At 65.6% G+C, this 21,726-nt stretch carries 16 protein-coding genes and 1 pseudogene; 11 read left to right on the forward strand and 6 right to left on the reverse strand.

From position 1 onward, the window contains the following. Positions 1 to 85 precede the first annotated feature (85 nt). Positions 86 to 2,884: a DNA polymerase I gene (gene polA, locus AC2YJX_RS13155; RefSeq protein ID WP_487256277.1), complete on the reverse strand. Its 2,799-nt coding sequence runs from the start codon at positions 2,882 to 2,884 to the stop codon at positions 86 to 88. A 53-nt stretch (positions 2,885 to 2,937) separates the two neighbouring features. Here polA and AC2YJX_RS13160 point away from each other — a divergent pair, with 53 nt between their 5' ends. The 4 genes from AC2YJX_RS13160 (at position 2,938) to AC2YJX_RS13175 (ending at position 6,110) form a co-directional block, all read left to right on the forward strand. Then, complete coding sequence (locus tag AC2YJX_RS13160) at positions 2,938 to 3,297, forward strand: hypothetical protein (RefSeq protein WP_121420832.1); 360 nt, start codon at positions 2,938 to 2,940, stop codon at positions 3,295 to 3,297. 114 nt (positions 3,298 to 3,411) lie between these two features. Further along, positions 3,412 to 4,362, forward strand: coding sequence for a homoserine kinase (locus tag AC2YJX_RS13165; protein WP_426304852.1), 951 nt, complete (start codon positions 3,412 to 3,414; stop codon positions 4,360 to 4,362). A gap of 124 nt (positions 4,363 to 4,486) precedes the next feature. After that, positions 4,487 to 5,329 (forward strand): BPSS1780 family membrane protein, encoded by an 843-nt coding sequence (locus AC2YJX_RS13170; protein ID WP_121422818.1) that lies wholly within the window; start codon positions 4,487 to 4,489, stop codon positions 5,327 to 5,329. Then, positions 5,286 to 6,110, forward strand: coding sequence for a FecR family protein (locus AC2YJX_RS13175; protein ID WP_487256278.1), 825 nt, complete (start codon positions 5,286 to 5,288; stop codon positions 6,108 to 6,110). The genes AC2YJX_RS13170 and AC2YJX_RS13175 overlap by 44 nt, the downstream gene beginning before the upstream one ends. A 128-nt stretch (positions 6,111 to 6,238) precedes the next feature. On the opposite strand, the gene AC2YJX_RS13180 is transcribed toward AC2YJX_RS13175, so the two are convergent. Next, on the reverse strand, positions 6,239 to 8,464 hold the full coding sequence (locus AC2YJX_RS13180; protein ID WP_487256279.1) for a PhoX family protein: 2,226 nt from the start codon (positions 8,462 to 8,464) through the stop codon (positions 6,239 to 6,241). A 322-nt stretch (positions 8,465 to 8,786) separates the two neighbouring features. Here AC2YJX_RS13180 and AC2YJX_RS13185 point away from each other — a divergent pair, with 322 nt between their 5' ends. The 4 genes from AC2YJX_RS13185 to AC2YJX_RS13200 all read left to right on the forward strand — a co-directional run bounded on the left by AC2YJX_RS13185 (position 8,787) and on the right by AC2YJX_RS13200 (position 13,927). Further along, positions 8,787 to 9,992 carry an imelysin family protein gene (locus AC2YJX_RS13185; RefSeq protein WP_487256280.1) on the forward strand — a complete coding sequence of 402 codons (1,206 nt, stop codon included), beginning with the start codon at positions 8,787 to 8,789 and terminating at the stop codon, positions 9,990 to 9,992. 2 nt (positions 9,993 to 9,994) lie between these two features. Next, entirely contained in the window at positions 9,995 to 11,497 is a 1,503-nt protein-coding gene (locus AC2YJX_RS13190; protein WP_487256281.1) for a di-heme oxidoreductase family protein, read from the forward strand. 80 nt (positions 11,498 to 11,577) lie between these two features. Then, a complete protein-coding gene (locus AC2YJX_RS13195; protein WP_487256282.1) occupies positions 11,578 to 12,684 on the forward strand; it encodes an imelysin family protein in 1,107 nt (368 codons plus the stop codon). A gap of 91 nt (positions 12,685 to 12,775) precedes the next feature. Then, positions 12,776 to 13,927 carry a DUF1513 domain-containing protein gene (locus AC2YJX_RS13200; protein WP_487256363.1) on the forward strand — a complete coding sequence of 384 codons (1,152 nt, stop codon included), beginning with the start codon at positions 12,776 to 12,778 and terminating at the stop codon, positions 13,925 to 13,927. An 81-nt stretch (positions 13,928 to 14,008) separates the two neighbouring features. Here AC2YJX_RS13200 and AC2YJX_RS13205 read toward each other — a convergent pair whose 3' ends face one another. Further along, positions 14,009 to 14,923: an AraC family transcriptional regulator gene (locus AC2YJX_RS13205; RefSeq protein WP_487256283.1), complete on the reverse strand. Its 915-nt coding sequence runs from the start codon at positions 14,921 to 14,923 to the stop codon at positions 14,009 to 14,011. A gap of 116 nt (positions 14,924 to 15,039) precedes the next feature. On the opposite strand from AC2YJX_RS13205, the pseudogene AC2YJX_RS13210 reads away from it, so the two are divergent. Next, positions 15,040 to 15,803: pseudogene (locus AC2YJX_RS13210) on the forward strand (SDR family oxidoreductase). Between the two features lie 52 nt (positions 15,804 to 15,855). Here the strand turns inward: AC2YJX_RS13210 and AC2YJX_RS13215 are convergent. Further along, a complete protein-coding gene (locus tag AC2YJX_RS13215; protein WP_487256284.1) occupies positions 15,856 to 16,374 on the reverse strand; it encodes a hypothetical protein in 519 nt (172 codons plus the stop codon). Between the two features lie 7 nt (positions 16,375 to 16,381). After that, positions 16,382 to 18,835, reverse strand: a complete 2,454-nt coding sequence (locus tag AC2YJX_RS13220) for a UvrD-helicase domain-containing protein (protein WP_487256285.1) — start codon at positions 18,833 to 18,835, stop codon at positions 16,382 to 16,384. 44 nt (positions 18,836 to 18,879) lie between these two features. Here AC2YJX_RS13220 and AC2YJX_RS13225 point away from each other — a divergent pair, with 44 nt between their 5' ends. Together AC2YJX_RS13225 and AC2YJX_RS13230 are read left to right on the forward strand one after the other, a co-directional pair. Continuing rightward, a complete protein-coding gene (locus AC2YJX_RS13225) occupies positions 18,880 to 19,599 on the forward strand; it encodes a hypothetical protein (RefSeq protein ID WP_487256286.1) in 720 nt (239 codons plus the stop codon). A 225-nt stretch (positions 19,600 to 19,824) separates the two neighbouring features. Next, on the forward strand, positions 19,825 to 20,802 hold the full coding sequence (locus AC2YJX_RS13230; RefSeq protein ID WP_121420842.1) for a GMP reductase: 978 nt from the start codon (positions 19,825 to 19,827) through the stop codon (positions 20,800 to 20,802). 30 nt (positions 20,803 to 20,832) lie between these two features. Here AC2YJX_RS13230 and AC2YJX_RS13235 read toward each other — a convergent pair whose 3' ends face one another. Continuing rightward, positions 20,833 to 21,714, reverse strand: coding sequence for an alpha/beta hydrolase (locus AC2YJX_RS13235; RefSeq protein ID WP_228896605.1), 882 nt, complete (start codon positions 21,712 to 21,714; stop codon positions 20,833 to 20,835). Positions 21,715 to 21,726 lie beyond the last annotated feature (12 nt).

The following is a 21,726-nucleotide window of genomic DNA, read 5'->3' on the forward strand; positions in this document are numbered from 1 at the left end:
GGTAGTGAACCACGCTTACCGCGCAGGCGACACTGGCCATGAATCCGTGAGTCTCTTCCTCTGGCGCTAACTAGCGACATTTCGCTCAGTGCGCCTTATCCCAGTTCGCCCCCACCCCCACCTCGGCCAATAGCGGCACCTTCAGCGCCGCCACTTCCGCCATCAGGCGCGGGATCTCGGCCTTGAGCCAGTCCACCTCGCTCTCGGGCAGTTCAAACACCAGTTCGTCGTGCACCTGCATGATCATCTGGATACCCGGCTTGTGCGCGTCCAGTTCCTTCTGCACGGCCACCATGGCCATCTTGATCAAGTCCGCTGCCGTGCCCTGCATGGGCGCGTTGATGGCCGCGCGCTCGGCTCCGGCGCGGCGGGGGCCGTTGGGGGAGTTGATCTCGGGCAGGTACAGGCGGCGGCCGAACACGGTTTCGACATAGCCCATGGATTTGGCGGCGGCCTTGGTCTCGTCCATGTACTGCTTCACGCCGGGGTAGCGCTGGAAGTATTTGTCGATGTAGGCGGCAGCGGCCTTGGTTTCGATACCCAGGTTCTTGGCCAGGCCAAAGCTGCTCATGCCGTAGATGAGGCCAAAGTTGATGACCTTGGCGTAGCGGCGTTGCTCGCTGGTGACCTGATCGACCTCTACGCCAAACACTTCTGCAGCGGTGGCGCGGTGCACGTCCAGCCCGGCGTGGAAGGCGTGCAGCAGCGAGTGGTCGCCGCTCAGGTGGGCCATGATGCGCAGCTCGATCTGGGAGTAGTCGGCGCTGGCGATCACACGGCCTGCGGGGGCCACGAAGGCCTCGCGCACGCGGCGGCCTTCGGGGGTGCGGATGGGAATGTTCTGCAGGTTGGGGTCGTTGCTGGACAAGCGCCCGGTCACCGCCACAGCCTGCGCGTAGTGCGTGTGCACGCGGCCTGTACGTGGCAGGGCCAGTTGCGCCAGCTTGTCGGTGTAGGTGCCTTTGAGCTTGCTCAACGACCGGTGCTCCAGCAGCTTGGCGGGCAGGGGGTAGTCCTCGGCCAGCTTTTCCAGCACTTCTTCGTCGGTGCTGCGGGCGCCGGTGGCGGTCTTCTTCACCACGGGCATGCCCAGCTTGTCGAAGAAGATTTCGCCCAGTTGCTTGGGGCTGCTCAGGTTGAAGGGCTGGCCCGCAATTTCGTACGCCTCGGTTTCGAGCTGCAGGATGCGCTGGCCCAGCTCGTGGCTTTGCGCGGCCAGCGTGGGGGCGTCAATCAGCACGCCATTGCGTTCGATGCGGTACAGGGCCTCGCTGCTCTGCATCTCCAACTCATAGATGAAGCGCAGCTTGTCATCCGTCTGCAGCAGGGGCCACAGGGCGTTGTGCACGTCCAGGGTTTGGTCAGAGTCTTCGCACGAGTAGGCGGCGGCTTTGTCCACCGGCACTTGCGCAAACGGGATCTGGTGCGCGCCTTTGCCGCACAGGTCTTCGTAGGTGATGCCTTTGCGGCCCGTGTGGCGCTCGGCCAGGCTGGTCAGGTTATGGGGCTTGTGCACTTCGAGCACGTAGCTTTGCAGCATGGTGTCGTGCGCGTAGCCCTGCACTTCAATGCCGTGGTTGGCGAACACATGGCGGTCGTATTTGATGTGCTGGCCCAGCTTGTGGTGCTTGGGGTTTTCCAACCAGGGCTTGAGGCGGACGAGCACTTCGTCCAACGACAGTTGCGCGGGCGCATCGGGGCCTTCGTGCCGCAGGGGAATGTAGGCGGCCTCGCCGGGCTGCACGCTGAAAGATATGCCGACGATCTGCGCACGCATTTCGTCGAGGGAGTCGGTCTCGGTGTCGATGGCCGTGAGCGGGGCTTTGTGCAGGCGCTCCAGCCACTGGTCAAAGTCCGCCCAGTTCAGGATGGTGTCGTACACCACGGTGCGGTGCTGGGCTTCTTCGGCCACGGTGCTGGCGGAGTGGTCGGCAAACAGGTCGCCGCTCTGGCCGGGCATGGCGACGGTGGGGGCTGTGGTGGCGGGGGCCGCGGCACCCTTGATCGCGCTGGCCAAGCCCTTGAAGCCGTACTTTTCGTAAAACGGCAGCAGGCCGGCGTTGTCCGGCGTGTCCAGCGTGATGTCGTCAAACGCGGGCAGGCCGGGGATGTAGTCGGCCAGCGCGCAGTCGGTCTTCATGGTGACGAGCTGGCGGCTCAAGGCCAGCTGGCCGCTGGCAATGGCCTCGCGCAGGTTGTTGCCCGCCACGCCCTTGATGGCGTCGGCGTTGGCAATCAGGTTGTCGAGCGAGCCATATTCTTCCAGCCACTTGGCGGCCGTCTTGGGCCCCACCTTGGTCACGCCGGGCACGTTGTCCACGGTGTCGCCCACCAGGGCCTGGTAGTCCACCATCAGCGCAGGCGGCACGCCAAACTCTGCCGTCACGCCCGCCACATCGCGGCGCTTTCCGCTCATGGTGTCGATGATGGTGATGTGCTCGTTGACCAGTTGGCTCAAATCTTTGTCGCCGCTGGACACAATGACCTCAATGCCCTGTGCGGCCGCCACGTGGGCCAAGGTGGCGATCACGTCGTCGGCCTCCACGCCGGGCACGGCCACTACCTTCCAGCCCAGCAGGTCCACCACCTGGTGGATGGGCTCGATCTGGCTGCGCAGGTCGTCGGGCATGGGTGAGCGCGTGGCCTTGTATTCGGTGTACAGGGCATCGCGGAAGGTGGGGCCGCTGGCGTCGAACACGCAGACGGCGTAGTCGGCAGTCACCTCTTTGCGCAGGGCCTGCATCATGTTGATCATGCCGCGAATGGCACCGGTGGCAGGGCTTGTGGGGTCGCCCGGCACCGCCCGCAGGTCGGGCATGGCATGGAAGGCGCGGTAGAGGTAGCTGGAGCCGTCCACCAGCACCAGAGTCTTTTTGTCAGTCATGCACGGATTGTGCACGGCCGGACTCCACCCAGGCAGCGCTCTACAATCGCCTGATGCGCGCTCTCTACCTCCTTTTGCTGCTGGGCATTGCCTCCGGCACCGCCCTGGCCCAAAATCCAAGCCAAAATGCCCCTCAGGGCACGACGGACAAGCGCGAAGCGCTCTCAAATCAAGAGCAACCTGCAGGCCGCACCAACCAGCGTACCGAGCGCATCCAGGTGGAAGACGCGGGCAGCCGCGTCGATGAGCTGCGTGTGGGCGGGCAAACACAGACGATTTCGGTGCAGCCCAAGACCGGCAACATGCCCGGCTATGAAGTGCAGTCGCCCGATGGCGCCCGCAGCCGCGCAGGCAGCAACAGCGGCGCCGAGACCACCACCGCCCCGCGTGTCTGGAACGTGCTGAAGTTCTGAGGCCCCGGCGGCGACTGCGGTATTTGGCAGCGCCACCGCGCTGCCCCCAAGAAGCCGCTGCACGCCCTGCCCTTCTTCTGCCAGTTTTTCATTTCTTTGTAACCCCCCTGAGCGATGGCCGTTTTTACCGAAGTCTCCAACACCGAGGCGCGCGAGCTGCTGCGCCGTTTGCAACTGGGTGAGCTGGTAGAGCTGCGCGGCATTGAGGGTGGCATCGAGAACACCAACTACTTTCTGACCAGCGACCAGGGCGAGTTCGTGCTCACGCTGTTCGAGCGCCTCACGGCGGCACAACTGCCGTTCTACCTGTACCTGATGAAACACCTGGCGCACGGCGGCGTGCCCGTGCCCGACCCGCGTGCTGACAAGAACGGCGACATCCTGCACACCGTGTGTGGCAAACCCGCTGCGGTGGTGAACAAGCTGCGCGGCAAAAGCCAGCTCGCACCCCAGGGCGTGCACTGCGCGGCCGTAGGCACCATGCTGGCCCGCATGCATCTGGCGGGGCGTGGGTTTGACCGGCACCAGCCCAACTTGCGCGGCCTGCCCTGGTGGAACGAAACCGTGCCCGTGGTGCTGCCCCACATCGATTCGGCCCAGGCCGCCCTGCTGCGGTCCGAGCTGGCCTACCAGAACCATGTGGCGGCCAGCGCCGCGTATGCCGCACTGCCCAGGGGCCCCGTGCACGCCGACCTGTTCCGCGACAACGTGATGTTCGATGGCGAGGAGCTCACGGGTTTCTTCGACTTCTACTTTGCGGGCGTGGACACCTGGCTGTTTGACCTGGCGGTGTGCCTGAACGACTGGTGCATCGACTTGGGCCAAGGCGCGCACGACGCCGAGCGCGCCACCCGCATGCTGGACGCCTACCAAGCAGTGCGCCCGCTCAACGCGGCCGAACGCGAACTGCTGCCTGCCATGCTGCGCGCCGGTGCCTTGCGGTTCTGGATCTCGCGCCTGTGGGACTTTTACCTGCCGCGCGAGGCCTCGATGCTCACGCCGCACGACCCCACCCATTTCGAGCGCGTCTTGCGTGCTCGCCTTGCACACCCAGTGCACGCCTGAGCCCTTGTGCAGTGGCCGGAATGGGCCGCTGGGGTAAATTCCAAGCTATTGCACTGCCATGGGCGGCCTTCTGGCTGCCGGCAATGCCCGGGCGCAGGCCCCACCTTTCTTCAGCAGCACCTTCATGAAACTCCACATCGTCCCCGCCCGCACTGGCATGACCTGGGTCAAGCTTGGTATACGGACGTTCTGGAAGCAGCCCATGGCATTGGCAGCGCTGTTTTTCATGACCATGGCGTCCATGTCGCTGGCCTCCATGATTCCACTGGTCGGCCCTGCGGTGGCGCTGATGCTGTTGCCATCGGCCACCCTGGCCATGATGGTGGCGGCGGCGCAAGCCTCGCAGGGGCGGTTTCCCACACCGGCCGTGCTGCTGGTGGCGTTTCGCACCGGGCAGCAGCGGCTGCGTGACATGCTGGTGCTGGGCGCCCTGTATGCGGCTTGCTTTCTGGCGGTAATGGGCCTGTCGGCCCTGATCGACGGCGGGCAGTTCGCCAAGGTGTACCTGGGCGGTGCCCAGCTCAGCAAGGAAGTGGCCGAAGACCCGGCGTTCCAGAGCGCGATGTGGCTCTCCATGGTGCTGTACCTGCCGCTGTCGCTGCTGTTCTGGCATGCCCCGGGGCTGGTGCACTGGCATGGCGTGCCGCCGGTCAAGGCGCTGTTCTTCAGCATCGTGGCCTGTGTGCGCAACTTCAGCGCATTCCTGGTCTATGGGCTGGGCTGGCTGGGCGTGTTTCTGCTGGGGGGGCTGGTGGTGGCGCTGGTGTCGGCACTGCTGGCCACGGCGGGGCTTGCGGCATCGGCGGCTGGCGGCATCATGGTGGGTGCCGCGTTGATGATGGCGGCGATGTTCTTCACGTCGGTGGTGTTCACCTTCCGTGACAGCTACGAGCCCCCTTCAACCCCAGAACCCGAGCCGCCCCATGACACACCACCACCTGACTCCCCTGCTCCTGGGCCGGACTGACAACGAGCTTCTCTGGCACCGGCGGCGCAGCCTGTTGCAGGCAGCCGCCGCGTGGGTGGCCGCTGGCGGGTGGATGGCCGCGCAGGCGCAATCGCGCAGCAACATCGTCGAAGTGCGCGGGGATGTGCTGCGCAATGGGCAGGCGCTGACGGCACAGGGCAGCATCGCCGCCGGTGACCGCATCGAAACGGGGCCGGGCTCCACTGCCGTCTTTGCCGTGGGCAACAGCGCTTTCATGGTGCGGCAGAACACACGCCTGGCGCTGGAGGGCGACACGCCGACCGCCGTCAAGGTGCTGCGAGTGCTGACCGGCGCGGTGGCCAGCGTGTGGGGGCAAGGCACCGACCGGCAGGTGATTTTGCCCACCGCCACGGCGGGAATCCGGGGCACCGGTGTGTATGCCGAGGTGTTCCCCGAGCTGGACCACCGGGGCTACTTCTGCAACTGCTATGGAACGGTGGACCTGGCCGCTGGCAACGATAGCGTGGTCAGCCAGTCGGTCTACCACCAGTCGTTCTGGGCCGAGCCTGCGCCGCGCGACGGCCGCCTTCTGACCCCTGCAGGTGCCATCAACCACACCGACGAAGAGCTGGAGTTTCTGGCCGGCCTCATCGGCCAGCGCACGGCCTGGCAGATTGCCGGGCGCAAGGGCACCAAAGACGGCAGCGGGCAGATGAACTACCCCGCGCCCGGCGGCACAACGCCAGGAACCACACCGCCGGCACCCACGGCCCCCACCCGCGCCGTTCCACCGCCCCCCGGCGACACCAGCACCGACTGACCCAGCTACGGCGCCCCTGGCAACGCGCCCACCGCAACGCACAAGGCCCACTGGCCAGGGGGTTGCCCTGTTGGTGGCAACCCCCTGGCCAGCGGGCCGGGTCGGTCAAAAAACGAACTAGCGGGGGATCAGGTCCCGATCACGCCGCCGTCGTTCTTGGTGATCACGATGGTGGCCGAGCGGGGGCGCTTGCCTGCGCCGTAACCTGCGTTGGCGGGCCACTGGCTCTGGTACTTGGTGGCGTCGCCCACATTGGCCAAGGCGGTGCCTTCACCGGGGTGCTGGATGTTCACGAAGATGGCCTTGCCGTCGGGCGTTTCGGCCACGCCGGTGATTTCGCTGCCCTTGGGGCCGACCAGGAAACGCTTGAGCGTGCTTTCGGTGGCAGCCTTGCCCACGGGGGTCACGATGTCCAGCTTGGTGCCGTCGGTCTTGGTGTAGCTCAGCGTCTTCTTGCCGCCGTCACCCACCTGGCCGGGCACAGCGGCCAGCATCATGCAGTTGGTCACGTCGGTGTAGGCGCCGTCGTCGGTCTGGATCCAGCAGATGCCGGTGGCCTTGCTGAAGGCCAGGCCGTCGGGGCTGGAGAAGTCCTGGTCAGCAGTCAGCGACGAGATGTTGACCAGCGCCTTGTCGGCCCCGGCTTCGGCGCCGAACAGGTACACGTCCCAGGTAAAAGCCGAGACCGAGGCGCCTTCTTTCATGCGCACCAGGTGGCCGTTGGGGTTACCGGTCTGTGCCGAGGTGCCCTTCATGTCGGTGTAGGCACGTGGGTTGGCGGCGTCTGGCAGGTACTGGCTACCCGTGGGGTTCACACTGCGGTTGCTGTTGTTGGTCAGCGTGAAGTAGATCTCGCCGTTGGCGGGGTTCACGGCGTTCCATTCGGGGCGGTCCATCTTGGTGGCGCCCACGGCATCGGCCGCCAGACGGGTGTTGATGGCGATGTCGGCTGCATCAGCAAACTTGTAGGCTGCATAGCCGCTGATGGCGGTGTTGGCCAGCGCCAGCTCGACCCAGGTGCCCGTGCCATCGGCATTGAACTTGGCCACATACAGCTTGCCGCTGTCCAGGTACTTGTCGCCCACGGCCATGCGGTCGGCGGCATTGGCATCGGCGGCATTCCACAGCGCGGTGGACACAAACTTGTAGATGTATTCGCCGCGCGAATCATCACCCATGTACACCGACAGCGGCTTGCCTGCCTCAACCTTGCCAAACGCCGCGCTTTCGTGCGCAAAGCGGCCCAGGCCCGTGCGCTTCTTGGCCATGCGGGTCTTGTCGTAGGCATCGATCTCGACGATGTAGCCCATGCCATTCATCTCGTTGCGGTAGTCGTCGCTGCCGTCCACCGAGGTGCCAGTCTTGCTGTTGTTCCAGCGCTGGTACTGGTCGGCGGCGCCGCCGCTCTCCCAGCCGTGGCGCGATGCAGCACCCTGGTTGCGGCCATAGCGCTTGAGGGCCGTGACGCTCTTGTCGTTGCCGCGTGCTGCATCGTCGGCAGCGCCACGCGTGAAGTAGCCAAACCAGTTTTCCTCACCGGTGAGGAACGTGCCCCAAGGCGTCTTGCCCGTGCCGCAGTTGTTCAGCGTGCCGCGTGTGGTGGTGCCCGTGGGGGAGAACTTGGTGATCATCTGCGCATTGCCACGCGCAGGGCCCGAGATCTCGATGGGGCTCAGTGCCGTGAGGCGGAAGTTGAGCGCAGAGTTCTGCACGTAGGCCCACTTGCCACCCGACTTGGCGACTTCGATCACGGCAATGCCGTGGATCGCCGTTTCCTTGTCGATTTCGGCCGCAGGGCGTGGCAAGGTGGTCGTGCCGCCGTTGGCATGCAGGAAGTGGGACGACAGCTTCTCGTCGGTGGTGGCTTCGTGGTTGATGGCCAGCAGCCCGCGCTCGATGGCGTTGTCGTTGCGCTTGCCGTCAGCCCCCAGGCCAAACCATTCCATGCCGTCGTGGTGATCGCCACCGCGCTTGTCGAAGTCACCATCGGTGCCATCGTTCTTGTAGGCAGCCACGCCTGCTGCAATGGGGTCGCCCAGCGCAAACAGCACACTGGCGGTGTAGCCTGCAGGCACGGCCACCACGTCGGCCAGGCTCTTGGGCACCGCGCCAAAGCCCAGCAGCTTGGGGCCGGCAGGGGGTGGAGTCACTGCAGGGTCGTCGCTGCCGCCGCAGGCCGACACGCCAAAGCCCGCCAGCACCGTGGTGCCCACCGTGCCCACGCTGCCCCGCAGAAGGCCACGGCGCGACAGGCGAGCGCCCAGCACCGCATCAAAGCTGGGGTTGGCAGAGGTGTTGGAGTTCTCGTTGTTGAAGTCAATCGCCTGCTCTGGCGCAGCCACACGGTGGTTCATGGGGTTCCTCGGGTTGTTGGTTACAAAACCCATGGAGCGTAGAAACCGTGGGTGACATCGCCGTGAAGCTTTTGCGGCGGTTTGATGACAGCCGGTCCCTGCAAGCTGGTGGTCGCACCAGAGATGGACATACACAAATACGAATCACTACTATTTGTATAATCAAAACCTGCCTTCGCCCACCCAGCCACGCCCTCGCACCTTGTGGTGCACAGGCTCCCTCAGCCAGTGCGGCCCCTTCGTTGACCACCGCAGCGCCCTTGCAGGCCCAACCGCCTTCCATGCCATGGCCTGCGCGCCCCTTTGCCCCGGAGACCTCTGCATGCCCCATTCCTTTCTGAAGACCTCGGTCCTGGTAGCCGCTCTGGCCCTGTGCACCTATGGCACTAACGCAGCAGCGCAGGCAGGTGGTGCGCCGGCCCCGTCGGCCAACGCACAGGCGGTGAACACCAACATGGTGGCCGCGCACTACGGCCACCTGGTGCATGCCAACTACACAGACACGCTGAATGCTGCCAAGGCCCTGCAGGCCGCAGTGCTGGCATTCACCGCCAAGCCCTCTGCAGAAACGCTGGCCGAAGCCCGCAAGACCTGGTTGGCCGCACGCGAGTTCTACGGGCAGACCGAAGCCTTCCGCTTCTACGGCGGCCCCATTGACAACGACAACGGCCCGGAAGGCCGCATCAACGCCTGGCCCATGGACGAATCGTTTGTGGACAGCGTGCAAGGCAAGGCCAACGCCGGGCTGGTGAACAACCGCAAGTTCACCATCAACAAGAAGAACCTGTCCGCGCAGAACGAGCGTGGCGGCGAAGAAAACATTGCCACAGGATGGCACGCCATCGAGTTCTTCCTGTGGGGCCAGGACCTGTCAGACACCGGCCCGGGCAACCGCAGCGTTGAAGACTTTGTGGATGGCAAGGCCCCCAATGCCGACCGCCGCCGCCAATACCTGAACGTGGTGACAGAGCTGCTCATTGACGATCTCACCACGCTGGTGAAGGCCTGGGCGCCAGATGCCAAGAACAACTACCGCGCCCGCTTCGTCAAAGGTGGCCAGGAATCGGTGCGCAAGATGCTGGTGGGCCTGGGCTCGCTGTCGCGCGGCGAATTGGCCGGCGAACGGCTGGAAGTGGCGCTGAACAGCCAGGACCAGGAAGACGAGCACTCGTGCTTTTCGGACAACACCCATCGCGATGCGGTGACCAACGCACTGGGCATCCAGAACGTGTGGCTGGGCCAGTACAAGCAGGCCAACGGCACGGTGCTGCAAGGCCCTTCGCTGCGTGACCTGGTGGCCGCCAGGGACGCCGCGCTGGCCGACAAGACCACGCAGCAGATCGCCGCATCGGTGGTCGCCGCAGAAGGCATTCAGGCCCCGTTCGATCGCGAAATCATCGGCGGCAAGGACGCCCCAGGCCGCCAGCGCATCCAGAAGACCATCGACAGCCTCACACAACAAAGCAAAGACCTGGTCGCTGCCGCCAACGCCATTGGCATCACCAAGTTGACGCTGGTCCAGCCTTGAACATGCAGATCTCGCGAGCCAAACGCCGCCAGCGCGCTGTGCGCCTGGCGGCTGCCAGCACCGCCATCGTCGCGCTCGCCGGCTTCGGCAGCCTGGGCATTCCATCGCTGACGGCGGCCCCCCAACCCGACCCGCAGGGCGAAAAAACCGGCGGCGAGACCACCGTATTCGCCACCGGGCGCAATGCCTTCTCGTTCCCAGCCGCCAACCTGACCGATGAGGAACGCACGCGCTTTGTCATCGGCAACTCGTTCTTTCGCCGCAACTGGGTCGAGGCCCCTGCATCCACCAAGGCCCGTGATGGCCTGGGCCCGCACTTCATCGCGCGCTCGTGCGGTGGCTGCCACGTGCAGGACGGCCGGGGCGAGCCGCCAGCGATCTTCAACCGCCTGGGCGAGACCAAGGACCCGACCGTGGCCCTGCTGATCCGCCTGTCCATCCCCGGCAAAGACGCGCATGGCGGGCCCAAGCCCGACCCGGTGTATGGAGACCAGTTCAACAACGCGGCCATCCAGGGCGTCAGCCCTGAAGGGCGCGTCACGCTGCGCTACGAAACGATCAAAGGCCAGTTTGCCGACGGCATGCCTTACACACTGCAAAAGCCCGTGTATGGCTTCGCCGACCTGGGCTACGGCCCCATGCACCCGGACGTGATGAGCAGCCCGCGCATTGCGCCGCAGATTATCGGCGTGGGCCTCCTCGAAGCGATTGCCGAGGCCGACATCCTGGCCAACGCAGCCGACCAGGCCGCCGCGCCCGGCCCCATCAAAGGCCAAGCCAACAAAGTGTGGGACGCGCCCTCGGGCAGCATGATGACAGGGCGATTTGGCTGGAAGGCCAATGTGGCCACCATCGCGCACCAGACGGGTGGCGCCTTTCTGGGCGACATGGGCATCACGTCCCGCCACTTCGCGCACGAGACCTGCACCCCCGCACAAAAGGACTGCCTGGCAGCACCCAGCGGCAAAAGTGGCAAGGAGGGCGCCAGCGTGCAAGGCCAGCCGGCTGTAGAGATCGACGACAAGACCCTCGCCGACGTGATCTTCTACCAGGCCACGCTGGCACCGCCCGCGCGCCGTAACGTCAACGACGTGCAAGTGCAACGCGGTCAGGCCTTGTTTGCCCAGGCCCAGTGCGCTACCTGCCACCGGCCCAGCTACGTGACCAAGGAAGGCCCCTTCCCCACGCTGACCAGCAAAGCCCTGAACGGCCAGCGCATCTGGCCCTACACCGACCTGCTGCTGCACGACATGGGCGAACGCCTGGCCGACAACCGGCCCGACTTTGGCGCCAACGGCCGCCAGTGGAAGACTCCCGCACTGTGGGGCACCGGCCTGATCAAGGATGTGAACGGCCACACGCGCCTGCTGCACGACGGCCGCGCGCGCGGCGTGCTGGAGGCGGTGCTGTGGCACGGCGGCGAGGCCGAAGCAGCCAAGGACCAGGTACTGAAAATGAAGAAGGCCGACCGCGATGCGCTGGTGAAATTTGTGGAGTCGCTATGAGTATTGACCCCCACGCTCCGCCGCTGCGCGGGTCGCTGCCCCCCGAGGGGGCCGCGTTTTCATCTTGGGGCGGCCCGGCGATGAAAACATCCCTCCTTGCTGCCGCCCTGCTGCTGACCGCACTGCCCCCCATAGCGACGCAGGCCCAGACAGCGGCTGCCGCCCCCGCCTGGCAGCGCGAGGCAGTGCCGTTCTACGACACCGTACACGCGCTGCAGGGCATCTACGGGCATTGGGCCCTGCCCCGCGCCAAAGACTTTGACCAGAGCGCCCGCGCCCTGGCGCCCGCCGTGGCCGCACTGTGCCAGGCCCCGGCCAGTGACAGCAAGACGGCTCTGGCCGCCGCGCGCACAGCTTGGCAGGCCACAGCGCGCGCATGGGAGCAGCTGACCGCTGTGTCGATAGGCCCCGTCATCGCCCGCCGCAGCCAGCGCGCCATCGACTTCACACCCACCCGCCCCGCGCTGATCGAAAAAGCCATCGCCGCCCAGCCCCAAGGCGCCAAGGCGTTCGAGCGCATCGGCACCCCCGCCAAGGGCCTGCCCGCGCTGGAATGGCTGCTGTGGACCCGCCCCGTGCAGCCCGGCAGCCCTGCCTGCAGCTACGCACACGAAGTGGCGCAGGACGTGGCCCGCGAATCCGCCGCCTTGCAAGCCGCCTTCACCACCGCCGCAGGCACCGACTGGGGCGCCGAGGACGAACAGGAGCAGTCCACCCAGGCCATCAGCGAGTTTGTGAACCAATGGGTGGGCGGCATCGAACGCCTGCGCTGGGCGCAGATGGAAAAGCCCTTGCGCGCCGCTGGATCGGGATCTGGCAGCCGCACCCCCGACTACCCCCGTTCTGCCAGCGGCGACACCCTGGCCGCCTGGGCCGCCACCTGGGCAGGCCTGCGCAGCGTGACCGCCCTGCCTGCGAACGCCGCCACACCCGCGCCCGGCGAGGCGCTGGTGCCGCTGGAGATGTATTTGCGCGGCAAGGGCCTGAACCCGCTGGCCGACAAACTGCACCAAGCCGCCAGCAAGGTCGATGCATCGATGGCGCAGGTGCAAAAAGCGGGCGTGCAGAACAAGGCGTCCATCCAGCAAACCGCCAAGGATCTGGCCGCACTCAAGTTTCTGGCCGAATCCGAAGTGGCACCGGCGCTGCAGGTGAGCATTGGATTCTCGGACGCCGATGGTGACTAGCTTGGAAGCGCCCCCTGAGGCGCTGCGCGCCATCCCCCCAGGGGGACGCCACCCGCAGCCCGGCCAAGCCGGTTCTGCGGTGGCCCCCGCCTTGGGCCGCGCCCCCCGCTTCCCGCAGTTCCATCGCCGCCACACGCTGCTCACTCTAGCAAGCCTTGGCGCCTGGTCCATAGCGCCCAACACGGCATGGGCCAGTACCAAAGGCCTTCCCATCCACCTGGCCGCCGCGTGGGAGCGCGAGGGCAGCTTTCACATCGGGCTGCTGTCCACGCAACCGGGCGCCGGGCAGTCGTTGCAGATCCACGCATCGCTCGAGGTCCCCACCCGCGCCCACGGCCTTTTTGTGCTGCCCGATGGCTCGGTGCTGGCCACCGCCCGCCGCCCCGGCGACTGGCTGGTGCGGTGGTGGCCCGGCCAACGCACCGAGCCGCAATGGCTGTGGCAGGACGGTGAGCGCAGCTTCAACGGCCATGTCATCGCCAGCGCAGACGGGGCCCGTTTGTTCACCACCGAAACGGATGCAGAAACCGGCGCCAGCTGGGTCGGCGTGCGCGACGCCCGCACCCTGCAAAAAATGGCCGAATGGCCCACCCACGGCATCGACGCCCATGAGCTGACCTGGGACACGCGCACCACCCACCACGGCGCGCCCACCCTCATCGTTGCCAACGGCGGCGTGCCCACCGCGCCCGAAACCGGCCGGGTGAAGCGCGACCTGCCAACCATGAATTCGTCCATCGTGCGGCTGGATGGCCACACCGGCCGTCTGCTGGGCCAATGGCACCTGCAAGACCAGCGCCTGAGCCTGCGCCATCTGGCCTGGAGCCCCGATGCTCGGACCCTGGGCATCGCCCTGCAGGCCGAACACGACGACACCGCCGCCAAAGACGCCGCCCCCGTGCTGGCCCTGTTCGACGGCACCGCTCTGCGGGTGGTGCCTACGCCCGAGCACATCGCGCAAAGCATCCACGGCTACGGCGGCAGCATGGCCGCCACACCTGCGGGTTGGGCCGTGAGCTGCCCGCGCGCCAACGGTATTGCCACGTACACGCCACAGGGCGAATGGCGCGGGCTGGTGCCGCTGCCCGACGTCTGCCCGCTGGCTGTGCACGGCGGCGCGTTGTGGGCGGGCGGTTTGGGCGCCAGCCTGCAGAACGCGCAGGCCGCAGCGCCTGTGAGCCACGCGCATGGCCGCAGCCTGCGAGGCGTGCGGCTGGACAACCACTGGGTGTTGGCAGCGTAGAAAATTGAAGCCAAAAGTGCCTCTAGCGCTTGCTGGATAAGCGCTAGCAGCTATAAATAACTGAGCAAACCGCCTGCACGCCTACGGCTGGCGCGCAAAGCGCCCGGGCGCCAGCCCCACATGGCGGCTGAATGCGGTGCTGAAGGTGCTGGCCGAGCTGTAGCCCACGCGCGCGGCCACTTCGTCGATGCCTATGCGGCCGTCGCTGCCGCGCAGCAGCTTCTTGGCCAGCGCCATGCGCCAGGCCAGCAGGTATTCCATGGGCGGCACCCCCACGGCGCGCAAGAAGCGCTCAAAGAATGTGGATCGCGACAACGCCGCCTCGCGCGCCAGCGCGTCCACTGTCCACGACTGCTCTGGCGCGCTGTGCATCAGGCGCAGGCCCACCGCCACGCGGGCGTCTGCCAGGCCGCGCAGCAGCCCGGGGGGCGTACCCGCCTCGTCGCTCGACCGCAGGGCCTCGATCAGCAGCAACTCCACCAGACGGTCCAGCACCAGGTCTCGGCCGGGCAGCATGGCCAGGCATTCCTGCCGCACCAGTTGCACCAGGGTCGGCAGCCGCGCCACCCCGCGCACATGCAGCAGGTCCGGCAGCAGCGACACCAGCAACGCGGCGTCGGGCGAATCAAACTCAAAGTAGCCGCCCAGCATGCGCATGTCCGGCGGGCCGTCGGGCGTGCCATGGCGCAGCCCGTGCTCGCCATCGGGCGCTGGCAAACGTTGGGGGTCCATGAACACCGGCTGCGCCAGTGGCTGCTCCATGCCCGACAAGGTGAACCCCGGCGTCGCGGGCATCAGCACAAAGTCGCCCGCCTCCAGCGTCACCGGCTCTTGCCCCGCCACGGCCAGCACGCACTGGCCGTCCAGCATGGTGCAAAAGCTCGGACTGCCGAACTCCCCATAACGCACGGCCCAGGCGCCCGCGCCGCTGATCACCTTGGAGAACACGGCGCGCGGCCGCAGCAGCGCAATCACTTGGGCGAGGGGATCCACCACAGCCGGACTCCTGCAAATAAAAATTGGACTTTGGATTGTAGTTAATCCAGTCTTGGCCCGATATCGTTGCACCACCTTCCATCTGTTCCCATCCACCATCCACAAGGAGTTTCACCATGAAGACCATTCTCATCACCGGCTGCTCGTCTGGCTACGGCCTGGCCACCGCCCACCACTTTCACGCCCAGGGCTGGAACGTGATTGCCACCATGCGCACCCCGCGCGCTGACGTGTTGCCCGCATCAGACCGCGTGCGCGTTCTACCGCTGGACGTCACAGCGCCCAACAGCATCGCCCAGGCATTACAGGCCGCTGGCCCCATCGACGTACTGGTGAACAACGCGGGCCTGGGCTGTTCGGCGCCTTTGAGGCCACGCCCATGACCACGGTGCGTGACATCTTCGACACCAACACCTTCGGCACCATGGCGATGACCCAGGCCGTGTTGCCGCAGATGCGCGAGCGGCGTGCAGGCCTGGTGGTCAACGTCACCTCCAGCGCCACGCTGGCGCCCATGCCGCTGGTGGCGGCGTACACCGCAAGCAAGACGGCCATCGAGGGATTCACCGCATCGCTGGCGTTCGAGCTGGCGGCATTTGGCGTCCGCGTGAAACTCGTCGAGCCCGGCTACGCGCCCACCACCCAGTTCACCGCCAACGGCGCGGAGCGCATGCAGGGGTTGATCCCGCCCGCCTACGCTCCCTACGCCCAGTCAATCTTTGCAGCCCTGGGGCAGCCAGCCGCCGTGACGACCGAACAGGATGTGGCCGAGGGTGTGTGGGCGGCGGTGAACGATGCGTCAGACCGCCTGCGGTATGCGGCGGGGGCAGATGCGGTGGCGCTGGCGGAAGCGACGGTGGGTGAGCTTGCTGTGGCTTAAGAGCACCCAGCAAACCATTGCCACGCACCGGGCACCCGGCACCTTGGTCCAGTCACTCGTAATGGCTGACCGTGACGCTATACAACACCCCTGGGCGTACCGGCTGCACCGTCACAGCAACAACCCCGTCCGCTACAGACGCGTATTCGGCATAACGCACAAAGTAGCCGTTGTGCGCTTGCACAGCCTCCAGTTCCGATGGCTCCAACGCACGCTCTTGCAGGCCGTTTTGCAGCAGGTAGGCGTTGACGGCAACCACAGCCCGGCCCATATCGTTGCGAGAAACTTCAAACGACACCTCCGAGCGTGGTTGCTTGTTGCCGTCACCCACTGTTCCAAAGTACTCCGGCTCCGTCGCAACCCCCACCGCAGGAGCGCCGCGCACCAGCGAAGAAATCCCGAGGTAATAGGTGAGCGTGCCCCGCTTAGGCGTGAAGTCCTCTTGGGAGATGAGAAAGAGCCATGCACTCACCCAGAGTGCCAACGACGCGCAAGCCACCACGGTCAAGGCGATGCCGAGCACGCGCGGACGAAAATGCAAGCGCATAAACCTGCCGACAAAAACGATCACCTTAGCGTCAATCCACCACCGTCAACTTGGCCACGCTGAGCGCCAGCCACTTGGTGCCATGGCGCGGGAAGTTGACCTGCGCACGCGCGTCGTCGCCCGTGCCCTCGATGGCCAGCACCTTGCCTTCGCCGAACTTGGTGTGGAACACGTTGATGCCTGCGCGCAGGCCGTGGGACGGCGCGGTCTTTTGCACGGGCACCGGTGGGCTGGCGAATGTCTCGGATTTAAAGCCAAATTGGCCTCTAGCGCTTGATGGATAAGCGCTACCAGCTCCTGAATTAGGAGCATACGATCCAAACCCTTGCTGCTTGGGCGTAATCCACTTGAGCGCGCTTTCGGGCAGCTCGTCAAAAAAGCGGCTCTTGATGTTGTAGCGCGTCTGCCCATGCAGCATGCGCGTTTGCGAGTGGCTCAGGTACAGGCGCTTGCGGGCGCGGGTGATGGCCACATACATCAGTCGGCGCTCTTCCTCCAGGCCATCGCGCTCGCTGGCGGAGTTTTCGTGGGGGAACAGGCCCTCTTCCATGCCGCCGATGAACACACCGTCAAACTCCAGGCCCTTGCTGGCGTGCACGGTCATCAGTTGCACGGCGTCTTGGCCAGCCTGGGCCTGGTTGTCGCCCGCTTCGAGCGCGGCGTGGGTCAGGAAGGCGGCCAGGGGCGAGAGGGTTTCGCCGGTGTCGGCGTCCACGATGCCCGGCACGGCGGGCTTCAGGGGTTCGTCCAGCATCGGTGCGTTGGGGTCCAGCCCCTGGCTGACAGCGCTTTGCGTGAGCGGCGTGCCATGCTCGTCCAGTGGCAGGGCCACGGCGTCGCGGCCAAATCCTTCCTGCGTGACAAAACTCTCGGCAGCGTTGACCAGTTCCTGCAAGTTCTCGATGCGGTCGGCGCCTTCCTTCTCCGTGCGGAAGTGCTCCACCAGGCCCGTGGATTCGAGCATCTGCTCGATGATGCCGCGCAGGTTCAGGCCCTGGGTCTGCTCGCGCAGCACATCCACCATGGCGACAAACGCGCCCAGGTTGGCGCCCGCCTTGCCGGGCACGGCGCTCACCGCGTCGTGCAGCGAGCAACCGGCAGCGCGGGCCGCGTCCTGCAGCACTTCGATGCTGCGCGCGCCAATGCCACGCGGCGGAAAGTTGACGACGCGGGTGAAGCTGGTGTCGTCGTGTGGGTTCTCCAGCAGGCGCAGGTAGGCCAGCGCATGCTTGATTTCGGCGCGCTCGAAGAAGCGCAGACCGCCGTACACGCGGTAGGGCACGCTGGCATTGAACAGCGCCGATTCGATCACCCGGCTTTGCGCATTGCTGCGGTAGAGCACGGCGATTTCCTTGCGCTCAAAGCCGTCGTTGCGCACGAGTTGCTTGATCTCATCGACCATCCACTGCGCCTCCGCCAGGTCGGAGCTGGCTTCGTACACGCGCACGGGCTCGCCCGCGCCCTGCGTGGTGCGCAGGTTCTTGCCCAGGCGGCGGCTGTTGTGGCTGATGAGGGCGTTGGCCGAATCAAGAATGTTGCTGTAGCTGCGGTAGTTCTGCTCCAGCTTGATCTGGCGCTGCACATCAAACTCGCGCACAAAGTCGGTCATGTTGCCCACGCGCGCACCGCGAAAGGCGTAGATGCTCTGGTCGTCGTCGCCCACGGCAATCACGCTGCCGCGCGCCTCAAAGCGCCCGTCCACCTCGTTGCCCGCCAGCTGCTTGAGCCAGGCGTACTGCAGCTTGTTGGTGTCCTGAAACTCGTCCACCAGGATGTGCTGAAACCGGCGCTGGTAGTGCTCGCGGATCGGGTCGTTGTCGCGCAGCAGCTCGTAGCTGCGCAGCATCAGCTCGCCAAAGTCCACCACGCCTTCGCGCTGGCATTGCTCTTCGTACAGCTGGTAGATCTCGACCTTCTTGCGCGAGTCGCTGTCGTGCGCCTCCACGTTGGCGGGGCGCAGGCCTTCTTCCTTGCAATTGGCAATGAAATACGCCAGCTGTTTGGGCGGAAAACGCTCGTCGTCCACGTTGTGCTGCTTGCACAGGCGCTTGATGGCCGATAGCTGGTCTTGCGTGTCCAGAATTTGAAAGGACTGCGACAGGCCCGCCGCCTTGTGGTGCGCGCGCAAAAGGCGATTGCACAGGCCGTGGAAGGTGCCGATCCACATGCCACGCACGTTCACGGGCAGCATCGCGGACAGACGCGCCACCATCTCTTTGGCAGCCTTGTTGGTGAAGGTGACAGCCAGAATGCCACCGGGCGTGGCATAGCCGTTTTGCAGCAGCCAGGCAATGCGGGTGGTGAGCACACGCGTCTTGCCCGAGCCTGCGCCCGCCAGTATCAGTGCGTGGCCTGCGGGCAGCGTGACGGCCGCCAGTTGCTCGTCGTTCAGATTGGCCAGGAGGGGCGATGCAGCCGAGGCCGCAGCAGCGTGTGGGGGCACCAAGGCTTCGGGTGCACCCGGGAACGGGTCTTGTGGGAACATGCGGCCATTGTAGAAAGCGCCCCGGCACCCTCCCCCGACCGACCATGAAAAACATTGCCCGCACCCTGGCCAGCGTCCTGGTCCTCACTTACACAGCCTCAGCGCTGGCCCAGACCAGCTGCAGCAGTGACGGCATCCCACAGCCCGTGGCCATTTTCGAGCGCTTCATCAGTGCCGACTGCGAAGCCTGCTGGAGCGATGCGACCACCCCCGCGCCCTCTGCCACGGCGGGCGTGGCGGTGCTGGACTGGATCGTGCCGGGCAAGGCCGGTGACGAAGCGCCCTTGTCGGCCGCCGCCACCAACGACGCCCTGGCCCGCCTGCAGACCCTGGGCCGCAAGCCCCCTGTCACCACCGATGTCCACACTGCCGCCATCGAGGCCGCCACGCCCGCCCGCCTGCGCGTGGCCCACGGCATGCCGTTCAACGACTACCTGGGCGCGGCCATCGCGTTCACGCCCCTGCAGCGCGCTGCGCAGCGCAACGTAGCAACGCCCGGAGCCATGGACTTTTACCTGCTGCTTGTCGAATCCGTGCCTGCAGGCACCGAAGGCACGAAAGTGGCACGAAATATGGTTCGAAACATGCTCCACGGCACGTGGGAAAAGCGCGAAAAGCTATCAAAAAAAGAACAAATGAAATGGATGGAAACCCGGTCCATGCGCATCCCAGAAGGCGCACAGGCCGAGCGGCTGCGCATGGTGGGCTGGGTGCAGGACGCCCAGGGCAGCGTCCTGGCGGCTGCGCAGTCCACCTGCCGATGACATCGGTGATACCGGTCATACCCGCACGGTTATAGGGTCTGCCAGGCAGACGGGTAGAATCAATCACCGGGCCCAAGTTTCTTGACGCCCGGTTTTTTGTGCCCGCGCAATCTGCGAGGTTCGGAGCTGGCCACCACGCCAGTGCCCACAAAGCCGGTCCCAAGCCAAGCGCCCACGCCCGCGAAATCCTTTGCAGGCGACCTTTTCAAAGGAGCTTGGAATCTCATGGAAATCTTCGATTACGACAACGTTTTGCTGCTGCCCCGCAAATGCCGCGTGGAAAGCCGCTCGGAATGCGACGCCAGCGTGGAGCTGGGCGGCCGCTCGTTCCGCATCCCCGTGGTACCCGCCAACATGAAAACGGTGGTGGACGAAAAGATCTGTACCTGGATGGCCCAGAACGGCTACTTCTACGTCATGCACCGGTTTGACCTGGACAATATTCAGTTCGTCAAGGACATGCACGCCAAGGGCTGCTACGCCTCGATCTCACTGGGCGTCAAACAACCCGACTACGACACCGTGGACCAGTTGGTGGCACTGGGCCTCACGCCCGAATACATCACCATCGACATCGCCCATGGGCATGCCGACAGCGTGAAGAACATGATTGGCTACCTCAAGCAGCACCTGCCCAAGGCGTTTGTGATTGCTGGCAACGTGGCCACGCCTGAAGCCATCATCGATCTGGAAAACTGGGGCGCCGACGCGACCAAGGTAGGCGTGGGCCCGGGCAAGGTGTGCATCACCAAACTCAAGACCGGCTTTGGCACGGGCGGCTGGCAGCTGTCGGCCCTCAAGTGGTGTGCCCGCGTGGCCACCAAACCCATCATTGCCGACGGCGGCATCCGCAGCCATGGCGACATCGCCAAGAGCATCCGTTTTGGCGCCAGCATGGTGATGATCGGCTCGCTGTTCGCAGGCCATGAAGAGTCCCCCGGCAAGACGGTGGAGGTGGACGGCGCTCTGTTCAAGGAGTACTACGGCTCAGCCAGCGACTTCAACAAGGGCGAGTACAAGCACGTAGAAGGCAAGCGCATCCTGGAGCCCATCAAGGGCAAGCTGGCCGAGACGCTGATCGAGATGGAGCAGGATGTGCAAAGCTCCATCAGCTACGCTGGCGGCACCAAGCTGATGGACGTGCGCAAGGTCAACTATGTGATCCTGGGCGGCGACAACGCGGGTGAGCACCTGCTGATGTAAACCAGCACCCGGGCCGAGATCAACGCGAGGTCAGGCCCGCAGCAGGTTCTGCGCCATGTGGTGCAGGTCGTGCCCCGGCTGGGCCAGCGCATCGACGATGCTGAAGTGGTGCAGTCCGGGTAATGCCACGCTACGGGGCACGAAGTGGCTGCCCCAGGCGTTCTGCATCAACTGGTTCTGCCGTAGGAACTCGGGGCTTTCATCCGCCCCCACGGCGCAATAGAGCGTACCGATGGCGGGCTCCAGCAGGCGCGCCGGGCTGCACTGCAGCACTTGCTGCTCCGTGAGGTTCAGCACCGTCTGGTACATGGGGGTGTGCATGATGGGCTCCAGATCGTGGACCCCGGAGATCGACAGCGCATTGCGCACCAGCCCATCCGGCAGACCGTCACCGATCAGCGGCCACACACTGGTGAGCAGCAGGGCCGCCAGTTGGCCTCCCGCCGAATGCCCTGCCACGGTAATCCGCTTCGGGTCGCCCCCATGGGCGGCAACGTGGTGCCACACCCAACCCAGTGCTTTCTCCATTTGCCGCACGATGTGCGGAATGGTCACCGGCGCCTCGGGGGTGCCTGGGCACAACGCATAGTTCACCACCACCACACAAAACCCGGCCTGGGTAAAAGGCGGCGCAATGAAAGAGTGATCGGATTTGTCGAGCGACCGCCAGTAGCCGCCATGGATGAACACCAGCACAGGCACCGGCCCGCCCGTGGTACGTGCAGACGGAAACACGTCCAGGGTTTCCCCTGCACCGCTGCCATAGGCCACATCCAGCACACAAGGGACGTTGGCCCGCACCTGCGCAGAATCCCGTGCCCAGCGCTGCAGGTAGTCCATGTGGTCGGGCACCAGAGCACGGTTGTTGTACATGCGCTCCAGCCAGGCGGGGTCATGCAGGGGCAAGGTCATGGGTAGGGTCTC

The sequence above is a fragment of the Acidovorax sp. SRI_002 genome (assembly GCF_057586455.1).

Bases quoted from the DNA above. Each gene is read 5' to 3' on its own strand.
- polA (WP_487256277.1), bottom strand. From the start codon at position 2,884: ATGACTGACAAAAAGACTCTGGTGCTGGTGGACGGCTCCAGCTACCTC.
- AC2YJX_RS13230 (WP_121420842.1), top strand. From the start codon at position 19,825: ATGGAAATCTTCGATTACGACAACGTTTTGCTGCTGCCCCGCAAATGC.
- AC2YJX_RS13235 (WP_228896605.1), bottom strand. From the start codon at position 21,714: ATGACCTTGCCCCTGCATGACCCCGCCTGGCTGGAGCGCATGTACAAC.
- AC2YJX_RS13220 (WP_487256285.1), bottom strand. From the start codon at position 18,835: ATGTTCCCACAAGACCCGTTCCCGGGTGCACCCGAAGCCTTGGTGCCC.
- AC2YJX_RS13180 (WP_487256279.1), bottom strand. From the start codon at position 8,464: ATGAACCACCGTGTGGCTGCGCCAGAGCAGGCGATTGACTTCAACAAC.
- AC2YJX_RS13225 (WP_487256286.1), top strand. From the start codon at position 18,880: ATGAAAAACATTGCCCGCACCCTGGCCAGCGTCCTGGTCCTCACTTAC.
- AC2YJX_RS13195 (WP_487256282.1), top strand. From the start codon at position 11,578: ATGAAAACATCCCTCCTTGCTGCCGCCCTGCTGCTGACCGCACTGCCC.
- AC2YJX_RS13175 (WP_487256278.1), top strand. From the start codon at position 5,286: ATGACACACCACCACCTGACTCCCCTGCTCCTGGGCCGGACTGACAAC.
- AC2YJX_RS13160 (WP_121420832.1), top strand. From the start codon at position 2,938: ATGCGCGCTCTCTACCTCCTTTTGCTGCTGGGCATTGCCTCCGGCACC.
- AC2YJX_RS13170 (WP_121422818.1), top strand. From the start codon at position 4,487: ATGAAACTCCACATCGTCCCCGCCCGCACTGGCATGACCTGGGTCAAG.
- AC2YJX_RS13165 (WP_426304852.1), top strand. From the start codon at position 3,412: ATGGCCGTTTTTACCGAAGTCTCCAACACCGAGGCGCGCGAGCTGCTG.
- AC2YJX_RS13185 (WP_487256280.1), top strand. From the start codon at position 8,787: ATGCCCCATTCCTTTCTGAAGACCTCGGTCCTGGTAGCCGCTCTGGCC.
- AC2YJX_RS13190 (WP_487256281.1), top strand. From the start codon at position 9,995: ATGCAGATCTCGCGAGCCAAACGCCGCCAGCGCGCTGTGCGCCTGGCG.